The organism is Erwinia mallotivora (genome assembly GCF_000590885.1).
GTDB classification, from domain to species: Bacteria; Pseudomonadota; Gammaproteobacteria; order Enterobacterales; family Enterobacteriaceae; genus Erwinia; species Erwinia mallotivora.
This window is the reverse complement of record NZ_JFHN01000075.1, coordinates 164,394-185,796: the sequence shown is the minus strand read 5'-3', so window position 1 is coordinate 185,796 and position 21,403 is coordinate 164,394. Positions and strand designations below refer to the sequence as shown.

The 21,403-nt window shown below is 51.6% G+C and carries 19 protein-coding genes and 1 pseudogene; 2 read left to right on the top strand and 18 right to left on the bottom strand.

The features are described 5' to 3' along the window. Positions 1–2: 2 nt before the first annotated feature. The 10 genes and pseudogenes from mrdA to leuS form a co-directional block, all read right to left on the bottom strand. The gene (gene mrdA / locus BG55_RS20960; protein ID WP_034941717.1) at positions 3–1,907 is read right to left on the bottom strand and encodes a peptidoglycan DD-transpeptidase MrdA; all 1,905 of its coding nucleotides are present in this window, start codon (positions 1,905–1,907) and stop codon (positions 3–5) included. A 32-nt stretch (positions 1,908–1,939) separates the two neighbouring features. Beyond that, complete coding sequence (rlmH, locus tag BG55_RS20955; protein WP_034941715.1) at positions 1,940–2,410, bottom strand: 23S rRNA (pseudouridine(1915)-N(3))-methyltransferase RlmH; 471 nt, start codon at positions 2,408–2,410, stop codon at positions 1,940–1,942. Positions 2,411–2,413: 3 nt separating this feature from the next. Next, the gene (gene rsfS / locus BG55_RS20950) at positions 2,414–2,731 is read right to left on the bottom strand and encodes a ribosome silencing factor (RefSeq protein WP_034941712.1); all 318 of its coding nucleotides are present in this window, start codon (positions 2,729–2,731) and stop codon (positions 2,414–2,416) included. Positions 2,732–3,288: 557 nt separating this feature from the next. Further along, complete coding sequence (locus BG55_RS20940; RefSeq protein ID WP_034941709.1) at positions 3,289–3,630, bottom strand: hypothetical protein; 342 nt, start codon at positions 3,628–3,630, stop codon at positions 3,289–3,291. Continuing rightward, entirely contained in the window at positions 3,627–4,895 is a 1,269-nt protein-coding gene (locus BG55_RS20935; protein WP_034941707.1) for a glycosyltransferase, read from the bottom strand. Before BG55_RS20935 ends, BG55_RS20940 begins: the two co-directional genes overlap by 4 nt. A gap of 224 nt (positions 4,896–5,119) precedes the next feature. Next, positions 5,120–6,214 (bottom strand): annotated as a pseudogene (locus BG55_RS20930) (chitinase); the annotation flags it as partial. A gap of 859 nt (positions 6,215–7,073) precedes the next feature. After that, entirely contained in the window at positions 7,074–7,733 is a 660-nt protein-coding gene (nadD, locus tag BG55_RS20925; protein WP_235192810.1) for a nicotinate-nucleotide adenylyltransferase, read from the bottom strand. Further along, the gene (gene holA / locus BG55_RS20920; protein WP_034941703.1) at positions 7,726–8,757 is read right to left on the bottom strand and encodes a DNA polymerase III subunit delta; all 1,032 of its coding nucleotides are present in this window, start codon (positions 8,755–8,757) and stop codon (positions 7,726–7,728) included. Before holA ends, nadD begins: the two co-directional genes overlap by 8 nt. Next, positions 8,754–9,350 carry an LPS assembly lipoprotein LptE gene (lptE, locus tag BG55_RS20915; protein ID WP_034941701.1) on the bottom strand — a complete coding sequence of 199 codons (597 nt, stop codon included), beginning with the start codon at positions 9,348–9,350 and terminating at the stop codon, positions 8,754–8,756. The genes holA and lptE overlap by 4 nt, the downstream gene beginning before the upstream one ends. A 14-nt stretch (positions 9,351–9,364) precedes the next feature. After that, a complete protein-coding gene (leuS, locus tag BG55_RS20910) occupies positions 9,365–11,947 on the bottom strand; it encodes a leucine--tRNA ligase (RefSeq protein ID WP_034941698.1) in 2,583 nt (860 codons plus the stop codon). A 212-nt stretch (positions 11,948–12,159) separates the two neighbouring features. Between leuS and BG55_RS20905 the strand changes: the two genes are divergently transcribed. Both BG55_RS20905 and cybB read left to right on the top strand, forming a co-directional pair. After that, positions 12,160–12,642 carry a zinc ribbon-containing protein gene (locus BG55_RS20905; RefSeq protein ID WP_034941697.1) on the top strand — a complete coding sequence of 161 codons (483 nt, stop codon included), beginning with the start codon at positions 12,160–12,162 and terminating at the stop codon, positions 12,640–12,642. A gap of 202 nt (positions 12,643–12,844) precedes the next feature. After that, on the top strand, positions 12,845–13,381 hold the full coding sequence (gene cybB, locus BG55_RS20900) for a cytochrome b561 (RefSeq protein WP_034941694.1): 537 nt from the start codon (positions 12,845–12,847) through the stop codon (positions 13,379–13,381). Between the two features lie 71 nt (positions 13,382–13,452). On the opposite strand, the gene BG55_RS20895 is transcribed toward cybB, so the two are convergent. From BG55_RS20895 to BG55_RS20860, 8 genes are all read right to left on the bottom strand, one after another. Further along, the gene (locus BG55_RS20895; RefSeq protein ID WP_034941693.1) at positions 13,453–14,178 is read right to left on the bottom strand and encodes an amino acid ABC transporter ATP-binding protein; all 726 of its coding nucleotides are present in this window, start codon (positions 14,176–14,178) and stop codon (positions 13,453–13,455) included. Next, a complete protein-coding gene (gene gltK, locus BG55_RS20890; protein WP_034941691.1) occupies positions 14,179–14,856 on the bottom strand; it encodes a glutamate/aspartate ABC transporter permease GltK in 678 nt (225 codons plus the stop codon). Then, the gene (locus BG55_RS20885) at positions 14,856–15,596 is read right to left on the bottom strand and encodes an amino acid ABC transporter permease (RefSeq protein WP_034941689.1); all 741 of its coding nucleotides are present in this window, start codon (positions 15,594–15,596) and stop codon (positions 14,856–14,858) included. The genes gltK and BG55_RS20885 overlap by 1 nt, the downstream gene beginning before the upstream one ends. 197 nt (positions 15,597–15,793) lie before the next feature. Further along, the gene (locus tag BG55_RS20880; RefSeq protein ID WP_034941686.1) at positions 15,794–16,696 is read right to left on the bottom strand and encodes an amino acid ABC transporter substrate-binding protein; all 903 of its coding nucleotides are present in this window, start codon (positions 16,694–16,696) and stop codon (positions 15,794–15,796) included. 546 nt (positions 16,697–17,242) lie between these two features. Further along, the gene (gene lnt / locus BG55_RS20875; protein WP_034941683.1) at positions 17,243–18,778 is read right to left on the bottom strand and encodes an apolipoprotein N-acyltransferase; all 1,536 of its coding nucleotides are present in this window, start codon (positions 18,776–18,778) and stop codon (positions 17,243–17,245) included. Between the two features lie 6 nt (positions 18,779–18,784). Beyond that, a complete protein-coding gene (gene corC, locus BG55_RS20870) occupies positions 18,785–19,663 on the bottom strand; it encodes a CNNM family magnesium/cobalt transport protein CorC (RefSeq protein ID WP_034941682.1) in 879 nt (292 codons plus the stop codon). Positions 19,664–19,751: 88 nt separating this feature from the next. Beyond that, the gene (ybeY, locus tag BG55_RS20865; protein ID WP_034941679.1) at positions 19,752–20,225 is read right to left on the bottom strand and encodes an rRNA maturation RNase YbeY; all 474 of its coding nucleotides are present in this window, start codon (positions 20,223–20,225) and stop codon (positions 19,752–19,754) included. Then, positions 20,222–21,286 carry a PhoH family protein gene (locus BG55_RS20860; RefSeq protein WP_034941678.1) on the bottom strand — a complete coding sequence of 355 codons (1,065 nt, stop codon included), beginning with the start codon at positions 21,284–21,286 and terminating at the stop codon, positions 20,222–20,224. Before BG55_RS20860 ends, ybeY begins: the two co-directional genes overlap by 4 nt. Positions 21,287–21,403 lie beyond the last annotated feature (117 nt).

Here is a 21,403-nt window from a genome sequence, read left to right as displayed (position 1 = left end):
GGTTATTCACCTTCATAGCCGGATGGCACCGGTGCCGCATCCGGCAGGTTGGTATTGTTATCCCCAAGCATAATATGGTCGAGGATTTGTCGCGTGATGGTGCCGACAGCCGGACCAGCGCCACCGTTCTCAAGGATAATGCTGACCGCCACGCGGGGATTATCAAAAGGCGCAAACGCGGTCATCAGCTTGTGGTCGCGCAGTAGCTCTGCCACTTTATGGGCGTTGTAGGTTTCATTAGCTTTAAGGCCAAAAACCTGGGCCGTACCGGATTTCGCCGCAATCTTGTAGGGTGCATCCGCAAAGCTTTTACGGGCAGTGCCGTTTGGTCGGTTGGCAACGCCATACATACCGTCTTTGGCAATCTCCCAGTAGCCAGAGTGAATATCGGCCACCGGTTTCAGTTCCTGCTGGCGCCAGGGCACCTGAACATTATTGACTCTGGTTGAAGCCATCAGATGAGGGGTTTTGATGATGCCATCGTTAATCAGGATCATCATCGCTTTGTTCATTTGTAATGGCGTGGCTGTCCAGTAGCCCTGACCGATGCCAACCGGGATGGTATCCCCCTGATACCACGGCTTTTTGAAACGTTTCATTTTCCATTCACGGGTAGGCATATTACCCGGTGTCTCTTCGGTCAGGTCGATACCGGAGAGGTGGCCGTAGCCAAATTTGCTCATCCATTCCGCCAGGCGATCGATCCCCATGTCATAGGCGACCTGATAGAAAAAAGTATCCGCCGATTCTTCCAGCGATTTAGTGACATTCAGGCGTCCATGTCCCCAGTGCTTCCAGTCGCGAAAGCGTTTCTCCGTACCGGGTAACTGCCACCAGCCCGGATCAAACAGGCTGGTATTTTTGTTAATCACCCCCGCAGAGAGCGCCGAGACGGCAATGTAGGGTTTGACGGTAGAGGCCGGAGGATAAGCGCCCTGGGTGGCGCGGTTGATCAGCGGTCGATTAGGATCGTTAAGCAGCGAGTTATAGTCCTTGCTACTGATACCGTCGATAAACAGGTTTGGATCGTAGCTTGGCATGGAAACCATGGCGAGAACATCGCCGTTGCGTGGGTCGGTGACCACAACCGCAGCACGGCTGCCTGCCAGCAGCGTTTCAATATACTGCTGTAATTTGAGATCGATAGTCAGCCAGATATCCTGGCCGGCCTGAGGCGGTTGCTCATGCAGCTGGCGGATCACCCGGCCACGATTATTCACCTCTACCTCTTCATAGCCAGGCTTACCGTGCAGGATATCTTCGTAATAACGTTCAATTCCCAGCTTGCCAATGTCGTGCGTTGCAGCGTAGTCCGGCAGCCTGCCTTCTTTATTCAGACGTTCAACATCGCGGTCATTAATCTTCGAAACATAACCCAGCACGTGAGTCAGAGCAGAATTATAGGGATAGTAGCGACGTTGATAACCTTTAACCTCCACGCCAGGAAAGGCGTACTGATTAACGGCGAATCGGGCAACCTGTTCTTCGTTCAGTCCGGTTTTGACCGGAATGGAGGTGAAACGACGTGAGCGCTTGCGTTCCTTTTCGAACGCAATCAAATCTTCGTCGCTGAGATTAACAATCGGACGCAGTGCCAGCAGCGTTTTTTCGAGGTTTTCGACCTTATCTGGCACCAGTTCAATCTGCCAGATGGTGCGGTTCAGCGCCAGAGGGATACCGTTGCGGTCATAAATAATACCGCGACTTGGCGCAACCGGAACCAGCTTGATGCGGTTGACATTCGAACGGGTGGTGTAATCGTTATAACGAATAATTTGCAGGTGATAGAGATTGACCACCAGAATTATGGAAAGCAAAAAAATGCCCAGAAAAGCGACCAGCGCCCGGCGAACGAACAGTGCCTGTTCGGCTGTGTAGTCACGAAAAAAATTGCGCTGTAATTTCATCCGCTGTTTCAGGGTATCCGTATGTTTATGCGTTATTCACGATGATAGGGATGGTTAGCTGTGATGCTCCATGCCCGGTACAGACTCTCGGCGACCAGTACCCTGACAAGCGGATGGGGCAGCGTCAGGGCAGAGAGTGACCAGCTTTGCTCCGCCGCCGCTTTGCAGGCGGGAGAGAGGCCTTCCGGCCCACCAATCAACAGACTGACATCGCGACCATCCTGTTTCCAGCGCTCCAGCTGACAGGCAAGTTGTGGGGTTTCCCACGGCTGGCCCGGAATATCCAGAGTGACGATGCGATTGCCTTTACCCACGGTGCTGAGCATCATTTCACCTTCTTTTTCAAGAATGCGTTTTATATCAGCATTTTTCCCCCGTTTACCGGCGGGAACTTCGCTCAGCTCAAGGGGCATATCTTTGGGAAAACGGCGCAGATACTCCATAAACCCGGTTTGCACCCAGTCCGGCATTTTGGTGCCGACTGCAACCAACTGCAACTTCACCTGTTAACTCCAGAGTTTTTCGAGCTCGTACAGACGACGGCTCTCTTCCTGCATTACATGGACAATCACGTCACCGAGATCCACCACTACCCAGTCGGTGGAGATTTTACTGTCAACCGACATAGGCTTCAGGCCTGCTGCCCGGGATTGCTGTACAACGTGGTCGGCAATGGAAGCCACATGACGGGTTGATGTGCCGGTGCAGATAATCATGCAGTCGGTGATACTGGATTTGCCCTGCACGTTAACAGCAACGATATCCTGGCCTTTCAAATCGTCGATTTTGTCAATGACGAAGTCTTGGAGTGTTTGACCTTGCAAAAGGTTCCCCTCTGATTTTGATGGAATTTCAATGAGCTATGGTATGCAGCCCGACATGGTTTTTCCGTTGCCAGATCCGTTTATTCAGGCGTATTGCCCTGCCTGACGGCTGAATGACGGTCTGATCGTGCTGAACAACGTTTTGCCAGCTTCTGAAGGTGGACCCACATGAGGTTTCTGGTTGCTGAAAAAACGGTTGATTATTGTGCCACCTGACGCGAGGCATTTCGCCCGGCTGATGAAGAATTTTGTCAGCTTTTTTCACTTAATGTCAGCATCACTGAGCGGGTACTCACAGCAACGGCGCGGCCTTAAAAAACATGGCAGCGAAGGATAACAGCCTTAAGGTCGGTGTCAATGATGTGCTGGTTGATAATCTGCGGGGGCAGAACCCGGATGAGCGGTTTTATTTGTTCAGATGTCGTCATCGAACATCCGTCACCCGGATTATCCATGTTGAGTCCGATTTCTGAAGCCTGGTGAAATTCCTGCTTAAGAAGAAAAAGCGTTGAGAGCTTCCTCAGCTTTGGCTGATTTTCAGGGCGTGATAAAAAGGCTCAGGCCTCTGATGGTGTCCATGCCACTGTCTGAATTTCCATACGCACCACGGCGCTGGAGATGTCGATCAGCTGGTTGAGATTTTCAATGCCATGAAAATAAACATCATTTTCCAGACCATAAATTAAAACATTGTCAGGTCTGACCGCCAGTGCACAGTCAACATAATGATTTTCACAGAGATCATGCTCTCGGGTGATAATAAATAAATCTGTTTTATGGCTGACGGCATCAGCATAAGCATCATAAAAGAAACGCCTGATTTTATCGCCTGTTTCACGGTCATCAGCGGCGGGAACGATAATCAGGGTAAATTCAGGATACAGTTCTTTATTTTTCACAGGGACAGCTCCGTCAGGCTGGTATGGTGGGCTGCCAGGCCAGCGTTAATCGCCGCGTCTCTGTCATGGGCCAGGCTGGCGATACAATTATACCATTCATCCGTGCTGTGACATATCCAGCCGTTGACGCCGTGTTTGATAAACTGAGAAAACTCACTCGCAGGCGAGGCGATAATGGGGACACCACATGCGGCCGCCTCAATAAATTTAATATTGGATTTTGCGTTATTGAAAACAGTATCTTCAAGAGGAACTAAAACAACATCATGATGTGAAATAATGGTCATCATTTCTGCAAAACTGACAATGTCGATTTGTTGTACTGATGCACCCGCAGCCTTCAGCGTATTGGCATAATTCCCGGTTTTCCCAAGAAATGTTATTTCAAAATCATCGCGAGTTTGTGCAAGCTTCATCATCACGCCAGATATGATACTGAAGTCCATGACGTGGGTTTTAGTACCTGAAAGGTAGAGGATTTTTAATGGCCCATTTTTCTCTTTTTTATTTATCTGGTTTTCTGAGAAAAATCGTTTGGGTAATTTATTTCTACGTAATAAAACATTATTGTGAGATTTTTTATATATTTCAACCAGCAGTGGGGTTGAGCAGACTATTTTGTCAGCAAGTAATAACAATGAAGAGTCGCATATCAGTATTTTTTCAAGCCAGCCTGCATCGGTATCATTTGAACGAACAGTACCCTGGCTGGCAACAAATTCAGGCAGCATTAAATCGTCGATGTCCAGCGTGACAGTAACACCTGTTTTGCGGCAGAGAGTCATCAGGAATACGGTCAGAGGGTCGTAATTTGGACGAATAAAAATAACTTCATCAGCAGTGAATATACTTTCCAGCGTTTCTTTCAAAGCGCTGCCTGCATGATTAAATATGCAGTTTTTATCATTTTCGCCGGGAAATATGGCTCTGTATAAATTTGTTCCACTGTTGAGAGGTAATGTGGAATAAATTGTTTTTTTATGGGTTTTTTCAGCAGTATACGTTTTTTTATGACGTAATTGAGGAATGTGAAAGGTGCGGCCTTCTTTCTCACCATAGTCAAAGAAATGCCCGACGGCACACATACCGGATTCTTTAACGTCTGGATTATCGAGATAGTATTTTTCACTGTCCAGGATGAGTTCTTTGATCTCAGAAGGGGGAATATCCCTTCTTAACCGATGCAATTTTTCAACAAATGATTGTGGTTCTTGTTCAGACTGCACGGATTTATCCCTCACCTTAATTAACATCTTTTGAAACATAACGAGATCCATCTGAAGTATATGAGTCAGGTTGATTATCATCACTATATCATCTTATGTTGATTACAACAGAAGTGACCTTGTGGAGCTCACTGAGAGGCGGGGCAGGGCGCGAATAACCTGAAGAGATCCGCTATGGATGGCGTGGTCCGGCAGAGAGTGCGGAAGGGCTGGTCGCTCCCTCCCGCCAACCGGGCTTATTTGTCAGTAATGGTCAAATCAGGGAAGTGCTCTTTGACGCACTGGATGTAATCACCTTTTTTAAATGCGCTGAACGGTGTCTGATAGCCAACCAGTTTACAGGCATAGCTTTTACCACCCGGATTGTGTTCGTTGTAATCCCAGTTCTGTTCCCAGTAAATGGGCAATGCGCCTGCACCGTTCTCCGAGAACTGCTTCATGTTCTTACAACCGAGGATCTCATCGGGCGCAATCGGCACACTGAGCTCTTTAGCAAAGGCCTGATAGTATTTAATACGATTCAACGACTGAGCAATTTCAACACTGCCGCCACATTCTACGCCACCGTTGATGATCTGCGTGGTAACGCCGAAGCCGGGTAACAGGCCATCGGCTTTATCGTATAAGTTGGGCTGCCATGTTCCGTCTATAACAAACTGCATGCTGGGTTTAGGCGGCTGTGGATAGATGTAGAAAAAGATAGCGCTGGCCAGATTAAGCCAGGTATCGGCCACCAGCTCCGGTTTATTAAGCAGCACGCTGACATCACCAAACATGGCTTCAGAAAACGGACCATAGTTGTAGTTGTAGCTGAGCTGCTTGGCTCCCCGACCAAAATAGCTCAGATAGCGTCCCTGACTGTCAGTGCCACAGGGCCAGGCTTTACCCTGCCAGGTAGCAGGATTACATTCACCGTTGTAACCGTTTGGTTGGCCCTCCACCCAGCCCATCTCGCGTACCCAGTGCAGCCCCTGACGCCATTCAGGAACCGTACCGTGAACATTATGCTCACCGGTTTCCTGGGCAAAGTGCGCAAACATGGTTGCCAGCGTTTTGCGGCAAATTTGATCGGCATTGCGGCCATCATTAAAATCGCCGCAGAGGCGGGGGAATTTTCCTACGGCTTTCAGGAAATTATCATAAGTGTAGGCAGGGTCGCGATGCGGGAACAGATATTCCCAGCGCTGGGCGCCCAGGATATTTTCCACACGCCTGACATTGTCAGGATTATCTCTGGCACCAGCGGTAATCTTTTCAACCCGGTCGTTATCCAGTGTGGCAATTGAAGCCATCACGTCACTCATTAATCCGCCGCTGGTTAACTGCGCCTCAGTTTTTTCCAGTTCACTGCGCGGCAGTACCATTGTCGGCTCGGGTTGTTTATCGGCTCCACCTTGATCGCTGCCCTGATAGACGGACCAGGCGGATTCCCAGCCGTGGCCGACGCCGGGTTCATAAGCCAGCGCACTGCCGCTGCACCACGCGGCAACACCCTGTTTGCAGATGTAGTCTCTGCCGGCGTTGCTGACAATATCGCCTGATTTATAGGGGGTTCCTGCAACGTAAGGTGGAAAGTCAGAGGGCGTCACCTCCGGCTCAGGTTTAACCTCAGGTTGTGGTTGTGGTTGTGGTTGTGGTGCCGGTTCAGGTTGAACATCCGGTATGTTTGCACCGCTCACCAGTTCCCAGGGGGTATCCCAGGGATTTGCCACCACTTCATCGGGACGCTGGCCGGCGGCCACCCACCATTTGGCTAAATAAGTTTTACCGTTATGGATAACATAGGTGCCACCAGGATAACTTTGCTGTGGATTATATAAATCATAAGCAAAGGCATTAAAAGACAGCGCCATGCAGCCTGCCAGAAGCAGGCTTTTAACCATCATCTTTTCTTTTTTCATTTTAAGATATTCCGGAAAGAGAACGTAATCCCCATCTCAGATAACGGATTTTAAACCCGTGCCTGATGATGGGGTCCGGATGAATTTTTGTCTTCTGTTCCAGAGGGGGCAAATCAATAATAATAAAAAACCACCGCGATGATTCTCATAATCTTAATGTCATTATTAAAATAAAGTTATTACGATTTTTTTAATCTTATTGCTGAGGTATAAATGCTCATTAATTTATTAATACGCTTTTATTCTTATCTGTTGCTTATCAGATAATAACAATAACTTCAGGGGATGAAAAAAATTATGCTGCCGTGTGATATGGCTATTTCACCTGCGGATATAAACCCTGCTGATTAATCCATTTAATTACCGCAGGGGGTAACAGATCATCACAGGGAAGCCCGGCATGACGACGTGCGCGAATTTCAGTGGCTGATACAGGCAGTAGTGATGTTTCCGCAAGGTAAACACAGCCGGCAGGTGATTGATGCAGGCGGGAGATATCTTTTGTCAGATGTGCCTGCAACCAGGTTTCAAGCTCCGCAGTGGGCATCTTTTCAGCATAACCGGGGCGTCTGAGAACCAGTAAGTGGCAATAGTCAGTCAGCGCCTGCCAGCGATGCCATTTATCTAATCCGAGCAGAGAGTCCTGACCAATAATAAATGCCAGAGGTTGAGTGTTACCGCGTTCTTTTCGTAAGGCCGCCAGTGTTTCAACCGTCCAGGAGGGCGTATCGCGCTGCATTTCCCGCAGATCTACGTCAAACAGCGGGTTTCCGGCAATCGCCTGTTCCAGCATTGCCGCCCGCTGTGCGGGAGAAGCCTCCGGTTGGGGGCGATGGGGCGGGAGATTATTTGGCATCAGCGTGATTTTTTGCAGCCCAAGCTGTTTCGCCAGCGCTTCAGCGGGTTTCAGATGGCCGTAATGAATCGGATCGAAGGTTCCGCCAAACAGCGCCTGTAGACTGCGGTTATCAGATATCACAGAAGCTCTCCGGAAATGTCCTGCTGCACAGCAGCAACGACAGCGTCTCCAGTTCAGGCCAGACATTCTGTCCGTAGTCCTGCTTCAGGCTCAGCTCAGTTTTTGCCAGTAAACGGACAGCCTGCGCCAGTTGTTTTGCTGACAGGCGTTGCAGGGCTTCACTGAACAGAGGCCGCCGATTTTGCCAGACGCGATGTTGATCAAGCAGGGTGCGGAGTGGGGTGGTGCCCATTTGTCGTTGCAGCGTCAGCAACAGCATCAGTTCACGCTGCAGGGTACGCATTAAAATGACCGGCTCACTGCCCTCAGCCTGCATCTGTCGCAGGATATGTTGCGAACGTTTACTCTTACCTGCCAGCAAGGCATCAACCCAGTGAAAAGGGGTGAAATGTGCCGCATCATTAACCGCCTGCTCCACCCTTGGCAGGGTCAGTTTGCCATCCGGCCACAGTAGTGACAGACGCTCCAGCGCCTGTGATAACGCCAGAAGATTACCCTCATAGCAATAACACAACAGCTGAATAGCTGCCTCATCCAGCGACAGCCGCATGTTTTTTGCTCGTGAGGCAACCCAGCGTGGCAGTTGCGCCTGCTCTGGTGTCTGGCAGGGCACCACGACGCCATGCTGACTGATTGCTTTATACCAGGCGCTGTTTTCCTGCGCTTTGGTCAGCCTGGGTAACCGCAGCAGCAGCAGCAGATCGTTATGCAACAGAGTGGAGAGCGTCAGCAGCTGTTCTGCCATTGCGGCGTTGGGACCATTTTCAGTAAACGTCAGTATCAGTATCTGACGGCTGGCAAACAGACTCATCGACTGACAGGTGGAGAAGATCGACGGCCAGTCGGTGTAAGCGTCAATCTCTGTACTGAAGCATTCGACGAAACCCTCCGGCTGAGCAGCAGCGCGCACAGCATCCTGCGACTCCTGCAACAATAAGGCTTCATTGCCGGTGAAAAGGTAACAGGCGCGCAGCCCTTCATTGAGCTGCGCACGAAGTTGCTCAGGATAGATCCTGATCATCTGGCGTAAGAGGTGTCCGGCAGTGCGGAGCGGGGGGAGGTATCTTCAGCCGCTGCCGGAGTGGAACCCAGTGTGTTAACGGAAGCGTCAGTTTCTGCAACATGCACAGTAAGCAGCTTCCTCACCAACTGCTGTGCCGCCTGGGTGCGCATCTCACTCACAATAATTGACTGTTCAGAGTCTTTTGCCAACGCAGCCAGCGGGTTATCGAAGAACGAACGATAGACGGTGGCGTTAATCGGATAGATGCCTTTTTCCGGCACCAGAACCTGAGCACTGACGGTCATCATCAGAGAGTATTCGGCTGTTTTACCATCCTGGAAAATGGTTGCGGTATCCTGATGTTGGGTTTCCACACCCAGACGCAGCGAGGGAACATCCTTACGCATACCTGGTTTTTCCAGCACGGTGACGTTGTTAAGACGCAACTCTTCTCGCACTGCGCGAGCCAGTGGCCCGTAAGGATCGCCTGAATCGACAATCAGGGTTTTCATTTCGGGCGGGACCGACGTGGTCCCGCGCAGGTGAAAGCCGCATCCGGCGGTGATTAATACCGCCAGTCCTACCAGCAATGACATTATCGGATGTCGCACATTTCCTCCTGACATCAGCCCACAACCAGGTTTAACAGCTTGCCAGGAACATAAATCACTTTACGCACGGTGACGCCGGCAAGATATTTGGCGACCAGGTGTTCCTGCGCGGCGCGAGCCTGCACCTGCTCTTGTGTGCTGTCTGCCGCAACGGTAATTTTGCCACGTACTTTACCATTAACCTGTACCACCACCAGCAGAGAATCTTCGACCATCGCTGCTTCGTCAGCAACCGGCCATGCTGCATTATCCGCATCCCCGGTACCGCCCAGCGCCTGCCACAGCGTAAAGCTGGCGTGGGGAGTAAATGGATATAACATTCTGACCACGGCCAGCAGGGCTTCCTGCATCAGGGCGCGATCCTGCTCGCTCTCTTGTGGCGCGCGAGCCAGTTTGTTCATCAGCTCCATAATTGCCGCTATAGCGGTGTTAAAGGTCTGACGGCGACCAATGTCATCAGAGACTTTGGCAATGGTTTTATGCAGATCGCGGCGCAACGCCTTCTGATCTTCATTCAGCGCGTCGACGTTCAGCGCTGCCGTGGCACCTTTTTCGGTGTGGTCGAAAACCAGTTTCCAGACGCGCTTGAGAAAACGGTTAGCGCCTTCCACGCCCGATTCCTGCCACTCGAGCGTCATTTCTGCCGGGGAGGCAAACATCATAAACAGACGCACGGTATCTGCGCCGTAACGTTCAACCATCACCTGAGGATCAATGCCGTTGTTTTTGGACTTGGACATTTTGCTCATGCCGGCATAAACCAGCTCGCGCCCGTTGCTATCAGTGGCTTTGGTTATACGGCCTTTTTCATCCCGCTCGACGGTAACCTCAACCGGGGAAACCCAGTTACGCTCACCGTTCGCACCCTGATAATAAAAGGCATCAGCCAGAACCATCCCCTGGCACAGCAGGCGTTTGGCAGGCTCATCAGAGTTGACCAGACCAGCATCACGCAGCAGCTTGTGAAAGAAGCGGAAATAGAGCAGGTGCATAATGGCATGTTCAATGCCGCCTACATACTGATCCACCGGCAGCCAGTAGTTGGCCGCAGCCGGATCGAGCATACCTTTGTCGTAATCAGGGCAGGTGTAACGCGCGTAATACCAGGATGACTCCATAAATGTGTCAAAGGTATCCGTTTCGCGCAGGGCTGGCTGACCGTTAACCGTGGTTTTTGCCCATTGCGGATCGGCTTTAATCGGGCTGGTAATGCCATCCATCACCACGTCTTCCGGCAGGATAACGGGCAGTTGGTCCTCAGGCGTTGGCATTACAGTACCGTCTTCGAGCGTCACCATCGGAATCGGTGCACCCCAGTAGCGCTGCCGTGAGACACCCCAATCGCGCAGGCGGTAATTGACTTTGCGTACCCCGACTCCCCGTTCAGCCAGCCTGTCGGCAATGGCGTTAAAACCCTGTTCGTGAGACAAACCGTCAAACTCGCCGGAGTTGAACAGCGTTCCCTTTTCGGTCATCGCGGCGTCACGCAGGTCAGGTTCGCTGCCATCGGCATTCAGGATAACCGGGACCACAGGCAGGCTGTATCTGGTGGCAAATTCCCAGTCACGCTGGTCATGGCCTGGAACCGCCATAACAGCCCCGGTGCCGTATTCCATCAGCACAAAGTTTGCCACCCAGACCGGCAGTTTCTCACCGCTCAGTGGATGAACAGCAAACACCCCGGTCGCCATGCCTTTTTTCTCCATAGTGGCCATATCTGCTTCGGCAACTTTGGTGTTCCGGCATTCAGCGATAAAATCAGCCAGCGCCGGTTGGCTGGCGGCAGCCTGAGCGGCCAGCGGATGACCCGCAGCCACAGCCAGGTAAGTGGCCCCCATAAAGGTATCCGGACGGGTAGTGTAAACAGTCAGTTTTTCACTGCTGTCGGCGACGTCAAAGGTGATCTCCACCCCTTCCGAACGACCAATCCAGTTACGCTGCATGGTCTTGACCTGTTCCGGCCAGCTTTCCAGCGTATCCAGGTCGTTGAGCAGCTCATCGGCATAGTCTGTGATTTTGATAAACCACTGAGGGATCTCTTTGCGCTCAACCTTGCTGTCACAGCGCCAGCAGCAGCCGTCGATAACCTGTTCATTAGCCAGAACGGTCTGATCGTTAGGGCACCAGTTAACGGCAGAGGTCTTTTTGTAGACCAGGCCTTTCTCATAAAGTCGGGTGAAGAACCACTGCTCCCAGCGGTAGTACTCTGGCTGGCAGGTCGCCAGTTCACGGCTCCAGTCATAACCAAAACCCAGCAGCTTAAGCTGGTTTTTCATGTAGGCAATATTGTCGTAAGTCCAGGGCGCGGGCGCGGTATTGTTTTTTACCGCCGCCCCTTCAGCAGGCAGGCCAAATGCATCCCAGCCTATTGGTTGCAGGACGTTTTTACCCAGCATGCGCTGGTAGCGAGAAATGACATCACCAATGGTGTAATTACGAACGTGGCCCATATGTAGGCGGCCAGAAGGATAGGGCAGCATGGAGAGGCAGTAATACTTCTCTTTACCTTCCTCTTCGACGACTTTAAAAGTTTGCTTCTCATCCCAGTGCTGTTGAACCTGGGATTCTATCTCTTCCGGGCGGTATTGCTCTTGCATGGCGGCCAGTGGTCCTTTGTAAACGTTATGCTTTCGTTCAGATCCGCATAGCATAGCCGATTCAGGCCCGGCGCAACAACAGTATCCGGGGCGTCGGCAGGCATTTCTCTGCAAGCTGGAAGACGGCAGGCAAATTTTATCGTCCCCTCTTCGTTATCAGCCGATCAACGCTAAACTGAAAATGTCACTAACTGGTCGCCACTGGAGGAAAAATGAACAAGGTTGCTCAATATTACCGGGAGCTGGTGTCATCGCTGACCGAGAGAATTAATAAAGGAGAGCACGACATTGATATGCTGGTGGAGAGCGCACGTCAGCGCATGAATAATCGCGGTGAGCTGACTCGCAGTCAGATTGATGATGTCGTGCGCGCGGTACGCCGCGATCTGGAAGAATTTGCCCGCAGCTATGCGGAAAATCAGGACGACAGCACCGACAGCGTATTTATGCGTATTATCCGGGAAAGCGTGTGGAAGGAGCTGGCTGATATCACCGATAAGAGCCAGCTGGAGTGGCGTGAGGTTTTTCAGGATCTGAATCATCACGGGGTATATCAAAGTGGCGAAGTGGTGGGGCTGGGCAATCTGGTTTGTGAAAAATGTCAGTTCACCCGTGCGATTTACACCCCGGAAACCCTGACCCGCTGCCCGGAATGTGGCAATGACCAGTTCCAGCGCCGGGCCTTTGCCCCCTGAATCATTCGCCCCTTACAGGCAGTTTTTTACATTCAGCCAGTTCTGCTGAACTGGCTCACCGGGTAACTTTCTGGTTAATAATTCCCTTCGTAACAGGCAATTTACAATAAACCCTGAGGTTATTGTGGTAGTTGTACGGTTTGCGTAATACCTTCTTAAGCTTACAACAATTAATAGTGCTGTATCTTAAGAGGGGAAAAACGTGCAAAACAGGTATGCCACTTCACAAATTCTGCTTCACTGGCTGACGTTGTTACTGCTGATTATTGTCTATGCGACGATGGAGTTTCGCGGACTGGCCAGCCACGGCTCATGGCAGAGAAGCCTGATGGTGGTGACGCATTTTAGTGCCGGTACGACGGTGTTGCTGATTATTCTTCTGCGTCTCTGGTTGCGAACCCGCCACCGTACGCCTGCGATTGTTCCGCCCCTGCGCCTGTGGATGACTGCCGCGTCGCATCTGCTTCACACCTGCCTTTATGGGTTATTTATTTTGCTGCCGGTGCTCGGGATCAGCTCGCGTTATCTGAAAGGGAAAGAATGGATGCTGTTTGGCATTAATATGCCGGTGTCCACCAGCCCGCTTCCTGAACTGGCTGCCAGTCTGACAGACTGGCATGAGACGCTGGCACCCGTCGGCTACTGGCTGGTCGGTATACATGCACTGGCGGCATTAAGTCACCACTCCCTTTTTCGTGACAATACCCTGCTCAGAATGATGCCATTCAGACAGAAGTAGTTGTCGAAGTCGTCTGCATGCAGAAAGTACCCTGAAAAGGACAGGGCGAACCGTCGCCCTGTCCGTCGGGTTTAGTGCAGGATTTTGGCGAGAAAGTCTTTGGCACGTTCAGATTGCGGATGACTGAAGAAGTCATCTTTGGCCGAATCTTCAATAATTTTTCCTTCATCCATAAAGATAACCCGGTTAGCCACTTTTCGGGCAAAGCCCATCTCATGGGTGACCACCATCATGGTCATTCCTTCGTTAGCCAGTTCAACCATGACATCCAGCACTTCGTTGATCATTTCAGGATCCAACGCTGACGTAGGCTCATCGAACAGCATGGCTACGGGGTCCATACACAAGGCGCGGGCGATGGCGACGCGCTGCTGTTGTCCCCCGGAAAGCTGACCGGGATGTTTATCGGCATGGGCAGAGAGGCCCACGCGCGCCAGCAGCTTCAGTCCTTTCTGCCTGGCCTCTTCTTTACTCCGTTTCAGCACTTTAACCTGTGCCAGCGTCAGGTTTTCAATAATGGTCAGGTGTGGAAACAGCTCAAAGTGCTGAAACACCATGCCGACTCTGGAACGCAGTTTAGCCAGATCGGTCTGCCTGGCGCTTACCGCCGTGCCGTTGACCTCGATAATGCCTTGCTGGATGGGTTCGAGGCCGTTAACCGTTTTGATTAACGTTGATTTACCCGAACCGGACGGCCCGCACACCACGACCACTTCGCCTTTTTCCACGGAGGTTGAGCAGTCGGTCAGCACCTGGAAGTGACCATACCACTTGGAAACATTTTTCAGGGTAATCATTTACACTGTCCTTTTTTTCTTTAAATAGCCGACCAGCAGCGACGCGCTAAGGCTGATGACGAAATAGACTGCGCCGGCAAACAGCACCATCTCAATCTCGGTGCCATTGTTGATGCCGATGGTGTCGGCGGTGCGGAAAAAGTCAGCCAGGCTGAGTACGTAAACCAGCGATGTATCCTGGAAGAGAACGATCCCCTGAGTCAGCAACAGCGGCACCATCGCGCGGAAAGCCTGCGGTAAAATAATCAACTGCATCGATTGCCAGTGCGTCATCCCCAGCGCCAGAGCGGCATTGCCCTGACCACGGGCAATACTCAAAATCCCCGCACGAATAATTTCTGAATAATAAGCCGCCTCAAACAGTGAGAACGCCACCATGGCCGAAATCAGACGGATATCGGTTTTCGGCGACAGCCCCAGCACCTGTTGCAGAAAGCCAGGCACCACCAGATAAAACCATAACAGGACCATCACCAACGGCACGGAGCGGAACAGGTTGACATACAGTCTGGCGAACCAGCTGATGGGTTTGAATGCCGACAGACGCATCACGGCCAGCAGGGTTCCCCAGAGAATGCCGAAAACGACCGCGGTCAGAGTAATTTTTAGCGTCACGACCATGCCATTCAGCAGCCAGGGCAGGTTGGGTACAATCGTGCTCCAGTCAAATTCGTGCATTATTTGCCTCCCATGCTGCCGGGCAGGCGAACTTTTCGCTCTACCAGGCTCATCAACAGCATAATCACCATATTAATGGCGATGTAGGCCAGGGTGATGGCAGTGAAAGATTCATAGGCATGCGCGGAATAGTCCAACAGCTTACCAGCCTGAGCCGCCATATCTACCAGCCCGATAGTAGAGGCAATGGCAGAGTTTTTAACCAGGTTGAGCATTTCAGAAGTCAGCGGCGGAATAATGACCCGGTAAGCGTTAGGTAACAACACATAACGATAGGTCTGAGCTAACGTCAGCCCCATCGCCAGACCGGCGTTTTTTTGCCCACGCGGCAGTGACTGGATGGCTGCACGTACCTGCTCACAGACGCGAGCAGCAGTAAACAGCCCCAGGCAAATGACCGAACAGCTGAAGAACTGAATATTGGGATCCAGCTCTGACTTAAACCAGCTGCCGGTGGATTCGGGCAACAGTTCCGGCACCACCAGATACCAGATAAAGAACTGTACTATTAATGGGATATTACGGAACAGCTCCACATAACAGGTGCCGACAGTCGCCAGCGCCCGGTTTGGAACGGTGCGTAAAATACCCAGCAGTGAGCCGACCAGGAAAGCAATAACCCATGCGCAGAGGGAAACGGCGATGGTGACCTGGAAGCCGGACCACAGCCATCCCAGATACGTAGTATTACCGAAAGGAGCCTGTTGCAGAAAAATTCCCCAGTTCCAGTCTGTTGACATAAATCACTCCGGTAGAAAAAAGGGTAGCCGGGCTACCCTGAAGATTGCTGGAAGGCTTGTGTCGCATGTCATGGGGAACGGCCACATCACGCTTTCAGCTGAGAATCGGACGCATCGCGTCCGGCTCTCAGGCTGCTGTCTGTCCTTGCCTTTTTTCAACAATCACCGGGCAGCCTCGGCTGCCCTTATTGTCGTTATTAGTTCAGTGCCTTGTCGTTTGGCGTTTTGAACGTTGCTTTCATATCGTCAGACAGGGCGAAATTCATGTTGAGGTTTTTGGGGGGAATCGGCTGGCTGAACCATTTGGCGAACCATTTTTCCGCCTGACCTGAAGTTTGTGCCTTCGCGATGGTCTCATCCATCAGCTGTTTAAAGCTGTCATCGCCTTTGCGCAACATACAACCATAGGCTTCTTTTGACTGCGGCGTGCCGACAATTTCCCAGTTATCAGGCTTTTTCGCTTTTGCCCGTTCGCCTGCCAGCAGCGCATCATCCATCATAAAGGCGACAGCGCGGCCGCTTTCCAGCGTACGGAAAGAGTCTCCATGATCTTTAGCGCTGATAATGCGCATACCCATTTTCTTCTCGTCGTTCAGCTTGTTCAGCAGAATTTCGGACGTGGTGCCCGACGTGACCACTACGGTTTTACCTTGCAGGTCCGGGAAATCTTTAACCGGGCTGCCTTTTTTGACCAGCAACCGTGTGCCGATAACAAAAATAGTATCCGAGAAGGCGGCTTGTTTCTGACGCTCAACGTTATTTGTTGTGGAACCACATTCGAAATCGTAAGTCCCGTTTTGCAGCAGAGGGATGCGGTTCTGCGAGGTGATGGGCAGCATTTTTACCTGCAAATCCGGCTTATTAAGTTTTGCTTTGATGGCCGCCACAATGGCACTGGAATAATCCTGCGAGTAGCCGACAACCTGTTGCTGATTATCGTAATAAGAGAAAGGGACAGAGGATTCACGATGTCCTACCACAATCACCCCGTTTTTGGCGATTTTATCCAGAGTACCGGGCTGTGCCGCGTCTTCTGCATGAGCCATACCTGATACCAGTCCTGCCAGTGTCAGGCATAACCCCAGTTTCCGTAATTTCATCTGTGACTCCTTAAACTGCGCGCTCAACGGTGCGCCCGTGGTGGTGTGTAAATGATTGCCAGATCTGCTCTTTACTGTTCTTGCACGCCAGGGTGTGCAGAGCTTTAACATAGCTGAATGTTAATGTAATGAAACAATAAAGTTTCTTTTTTGCGAACTGCGCCGCACCAAATAAGATCATCAATCCAGTGATTGCACTTAATGAGTGCTGATATCGCCCGGTAATGGTGCATATCTGCGTTGTTGACGCCCAGGTACGAGCAGCTACGCAATTTTCGGTGTAAATTTTTGCAACAAACATGCCAGAATGTTTGCAGGTGAAACATTTTTTGTTGCATTGCAAAGGTGCAGTATCGGCAGGAAGTTATCTGTCCGCTTTCATGCGGGGCGAGGTTGTTTTACTCCACCAGTACAGGGCAGAGCTTTGCGGAAGGTTATTTTAAAGGCAGTAGCCTGGCACCAGACCAGCCTGGTCAAATTCTGCGTGGCAGGATGTCAGAGAGCAAAGCAGCGCCGGATTTGTGAAAATCCGGCGTTTAAGCAGAACTAAGGGTGACGCCTGTATTTGCTGCGGATCAGCGCGACCAGGCTAAACAGCAACGTGATTATCCACACCGGCCAGTTGCCGAAACGGGCATAAGGTGTCAGGCCCTGAGTGGGCACGACATGGGTTGCCAGCACGCCAGATTTGAACTGGGGGATCATCTCATCGGCATTGCCATCGGCGTTAATCACCGCCGTGACGCCATTATTGGTATCACGCAGCAGCGGTCGGCCGAGCTCCAGTGCCCTCATGCGGGCCATCTGAAAATGTTGCCACGGCCCGATGGAATGACCGAACCAGGCATCGTTAGAAATGGTCAGCAAAAAGTCAGTGTCCGGACGAAAATTATCTCTGACCTGCTGTCCCAGCACGATTTCATAGCAGATTGCTGCGGTCAGATTGTAGCCTGCGACTTTCAGCTGAGGCTGAACGTAGGCGCCACGACTGAATGAGGACATGGGCAAGTCAAAGAAGGGCGCTAGTGGCCTTAGCAACGTCTCCAGCGGCACAAATTCACCAAATGGCACCAGATGGTTTTTCTGGTAACGGTCACCGCTGTTGTAGTCGTAGGGTTTGTCGCCACCCAGTACAATAATAGAGTTGTAGTCGTGATAGCGGTTATTCTGCAGGCGGGAGTCAACAATGCCGGTGACCAGGCTGCTGCCGCTGTTGCGCAGTGCCTGATCGATTGATTGTAAAAACGGCTGCTGATTACTTTCCAGATCCGGAATGGCTGACTCCGGCCAGATGATCAGTGGCGCTTTACCCAACCAGGGACGACTGAGAGAGGTGTAGGTCCGCAGCGTATTGAGCAGCTGGTTCGGATCCCATTTCATCGACTGCGGAATATTTCCCTGAACCAGCGCGACGTTAACTTTGCGCTCTGGCTGAGTCTGATACCAACTAATTTGTCGCAGTGGCCACGGTAGCAGCAGCAATGCCAGCGCAGCGACAGCGGTGATCCAGTGACGTTTTACCGCCGCAAAGACCGCCAGACCGGCCACCATCACCAGCACAAAGGTGATCCCCTCAACGCCGGTGAGCGGTCCAAAGCCTTTCAGCGGACCATCAATCTGGCTGTAGCCAAACTGCAACCATGGAAACCCCGTCAGGACCCAGCCGCGCAGAAACTCGGTAATTTGCCAGAGTGCGGGTGCAGCAACGACCAGACGCAGCAGCGAGGTTCGCGTGAAAAGACGGTTCAGCAGCGCGGCGAACAGCATGGGAAACAGTGACAGCCACGCGGCAAGCAGCACCACCAGAAACACGTTAACCGGGCCCGGCATACCGCCAAAGGTGGCAATACTGACATACACCCAGTTGACGCCGCTGCCAAACAGACCAAAACCCCAAACAAAGCCGATGGCGGTAGCCTGTCGGGTGGTGCGATCAAGTGTCAGCGCCAGCAGGCCAAAAAGTGAAATCAGGGCGGCTGGCCAGAAGTCGTAAGGGGAAAATGCAAGCGTGCCAGCGGCACCGGTCAACAGCGCTGACAGCAGGCGGACCCACTGGCGCTGGTATATTGAGGCGATAGCCATCGGGGATTATTCTTCCAAAATCGGTTGCGGCGAGTTTTCCGGGATCCGGACGTGGACCTGTATGATTCTGCGGCTGTCAGACATTGCAACTTTAAACTGATAGCCGTCGATCACAATACTCTCTCCACGTGCAGGGAGATGGCCAAAGGCCTGCATCACCAGACCACCGATGGTATCCACTTCTTCGTCACTGAAATGGGTGCCGAAGACGTCATTAAAATCTTCAATGGGCGTGAGTGCACGAATGGTATAGGTATGACGGCTCAGCTGACGAATATCACGATCTTCTTCATCATCGTACTCGTCTTCAATTTCACCGACGATCAGCTCAAGGATATCCTCGATAGTGACCAGTCCGGACACACCGCCAAATTCATCAATCACAATCGCCATGTGGTAACGCTGAGAACGGAACTCTTTCAGCATCCGATCGACACGTTTACTTTCCGGCACCACGACCGCAGGGCGCAACACTTTTTCAATACTGAAGGGGGTTGACCCGCTGCTCATAAATGGCAGCAAATCTTTTGCCATCAGAATGCCTTCAACGTGGTCTTTGTCTTCACAGATCACCGGGAAACGGGAATGTGCAGACTCAATGATGGTGCCAAGACACTCTTCCAGCGTCTGATTGCGCTTAAGGGTAATCATCTGCGAGCGTGGGATCATAATGTCGCGCACACGCTGTTCAGCAATATCCATCACCCCTTCAAGCATGTCCCGGGTATCCGGATCAATCAGGTCTTTTTGTTCGGAATCGCGGATCAGCTCCAGCAGGTCATCACGGTTTTTGGGTTCGCCGTGAAACAACTGGTTAAGGATAAGGGTAAAAAATCCCTTTTTACTACCGGGAGTGTCGTTGTTCTGTGAATGGTCATCGCTCATGGCGTTTTTGTTTTGTCACTCTTATCGTGATTGAAGGTTTCCATCCTGCCCGCAGGCAGGGAGGGATGATTGCAGGGCGTCAGGCTGCTCAGGGCAACGCTTTCTCCGAAATGTACGGATCGTTATAACCAAGAGCAAGCATTATCTCCGTCTCAATGGACTCCATTTCCTCGGCCTCATCATCTTCGATATGGTCATACCCCAGCAAATGCAGGCTGCCGTGAACGACCATATGCGCCCAGTGGGCCAGCAAGGGCTTCTCCTGCTCGAGCGCTTCCTGCTCAACTACCTGACGGCAGATAACCAAATCGCCAAGCAGCGCCAGCTCTATACCCGGTGGGGCTTCGAAGGGAAAAGAGAGCACGTTGGTAGGTTTATCCTTACCGCGATAAGTGTGGTTTAGCTGATGGCTTTCAGCTTCGTCCACCACACGAATGGTCACTTCACTCTCGGCCTGAAACTGAGGCAGCACAGCTTCCAGCCAGCGGAGAAATTCGGATTCTGTCGGCAATCCTTCCGGCTGCTCACAGGCCAGCTGTAAATCTAAAATTACGTTACTCATTCAGACTCCTGCGAGGCAGACTTTTGCAGCGCCAGTGCCTCACGTTTGCGCTCTTCCGCTGCGGCTGCGCGGCGTTTCTCATCGGCGGCTTCCCAGGCTTCATAAGCAATGACCACACGCGCAACGACCGGATGACGCACCACATCTTCGCTGTGAAAGAAGTTAAAGCTTAATTCTTCGACGTCAGAGAGTACTTCGATGGCATGGCGCAGACCCGATTTCAGGTTGCGCGGCAGATCAATCTGGGTGACGTCCCCGGTGATAACCGCTTTAGAATTGAAGCCAATACGGGTCAGGAACATTTTCATCTGTTCGATGGTGGTGTTCTGGCTTTCATCAAGGATAATAAATGCGTCGTTAAGAGTACGACCACGCATATAGGCCAGTGGCGCAACTTCTATCACATTGCGCTCAATCAGCTTTTCCACCCGTTCAAAACCCAGCATCTCAAACAGTGCGTCATATAAAGGCCGCAGATAGGGGTCGACTTTCTGGCTGAGGTCGCCCGGCAGGAAACCGAGTTTTTCACCGGCTTCAACGGCGGGGCGGGTTAACAGGATACGTCGAACCTCCTGACGTTCCAGCGCATCTACCGCAGCAGCGACAGCCAGATACGTTTTCCCGGTCCCTGCCGGACCGATACCAAAAGTGATGTCATGGTCGAGAATATTGGCAACGTACTGGGCCTGGTTAGGCGTACGCGGTTTGATCACCCCGCGTTTGGTCTTGATATTTATCGCTTTACCATATTCGGGAACGCTCTCTGCCGACTGCTCCAGCACCCGGCTCTCTTTGATGGCCAGGTGGATTTGTTCAGGGTCAATATCAGCAATGTGGCCGCGCAAAGGCGCAGTATCGACATACAGATCACGAAGGATATTGGCCGCTGCATCAATAATCAGCGCCTTGCCAACCAGTTTAAAGGCATTGTCACGGCGGTTTATCTCAATGCCTAACCGGCGTTCCAGCTGCTTGATATTGTCGTCAAATGGGCCACACAGGCTCAGCAGGCGCTGATTATCAGCAGGATCTAAGGTGATTTCGCGTATTTCAGTATTCAAACTAATCCTTTGGGTCGCTCAGGGCCAGGTTGAGAGTTTTATCATGGGCTTACATCACCACGTGGGTAAGGCAACACAGGGAAATTATTTATGGCGGTGCGCTAATGCGCAAGCACG

Excerpts from the sequence above, each read along its gene's own strand:
- mrdA (WP_034941717.1), bottom strand. The coding sequence starts at position 1,907 with ATGAAATTACAGCGCAATTTTTTTCGTGACTACACAGCCGAACAGGCA.
- BG55_RS20935 (WP_034941707.1), bottom strand. The coding sequence starts at position 4,895 with ATGTTTCAAAAGATGTTAATTAAGGTGAGGGATAAATCCGTGCAGTCT.
- holA (WP_034941703.1), bottom strand. The coding sequence starts at position 8,757 with ATGATCAGGATCTATCCTGAGCAACTTCGTGCGCAGCTCAATGAAGGG.
- leuS (WP_034941698.1), bottom strand. The coding sequence starts at position 11,947 with ATGCAAGAGCAATACCGCCCGGAAGAGATAGAATCCCAGGTTCAACAG.
- BG55_RS20905 (WP_034941697.1), top strand. The coding sequence starts at position 12,160 with ATGAACAAGGTTGCTCAATATTACCGGGAGCTGGTGTCATCGCTGACC.
- BG55_RS20895 (WP_034941693.1), bottom strand. The coding sequence starts at position 14,178 with ATGATTACCCTGAAAAATGTTTCCAAGTGGTATGGTCACTTCCAGGTG.
- gltK (WP_034941691.1), bottom strand. The coding sequence starts at position 14,856 with ATGCACGAATTTGACTGGAGCACGATTGTACCCAACCTGCCCTGGCTG.
- BG55_RS20885 (WP_034941689.1), bottom strand. The coding sequence starts at position 15,596 with ATGTCAACAGACTGGAACTGGGGAATTTTTCTGCAACAGGCTCCTTTC.
- BG55_RS20880 (WP_034941686.1), bottom strand. The coding sequence starts at position 16,696 with ATGAAATTACGGAAACTGGGGTTATGCCTGACACTGGCAGGACTGGTA.
- lnt (WP_034941683.1), bottom strand. The coding sequence starts at position 18,778 with ATGGCTATCGCCTCAATATACCAGCGCCAGTGGGTCCGCCTGCTGTCA.
- corC (WP_034941682.1), bottom strand. The coding sequence starts at position 19,663 with ATGAGCGATGACCATTCACAGAACAACGACACTCCCGGTAGTAAAAAG.
- ybeY (WP_034941679.1), bottom strand. The coding sequence starts at position 20,225 with ATGAGTAACGTAATTTTAGATTTACAGCTGGCCTGTGAGCAGCCGGAA.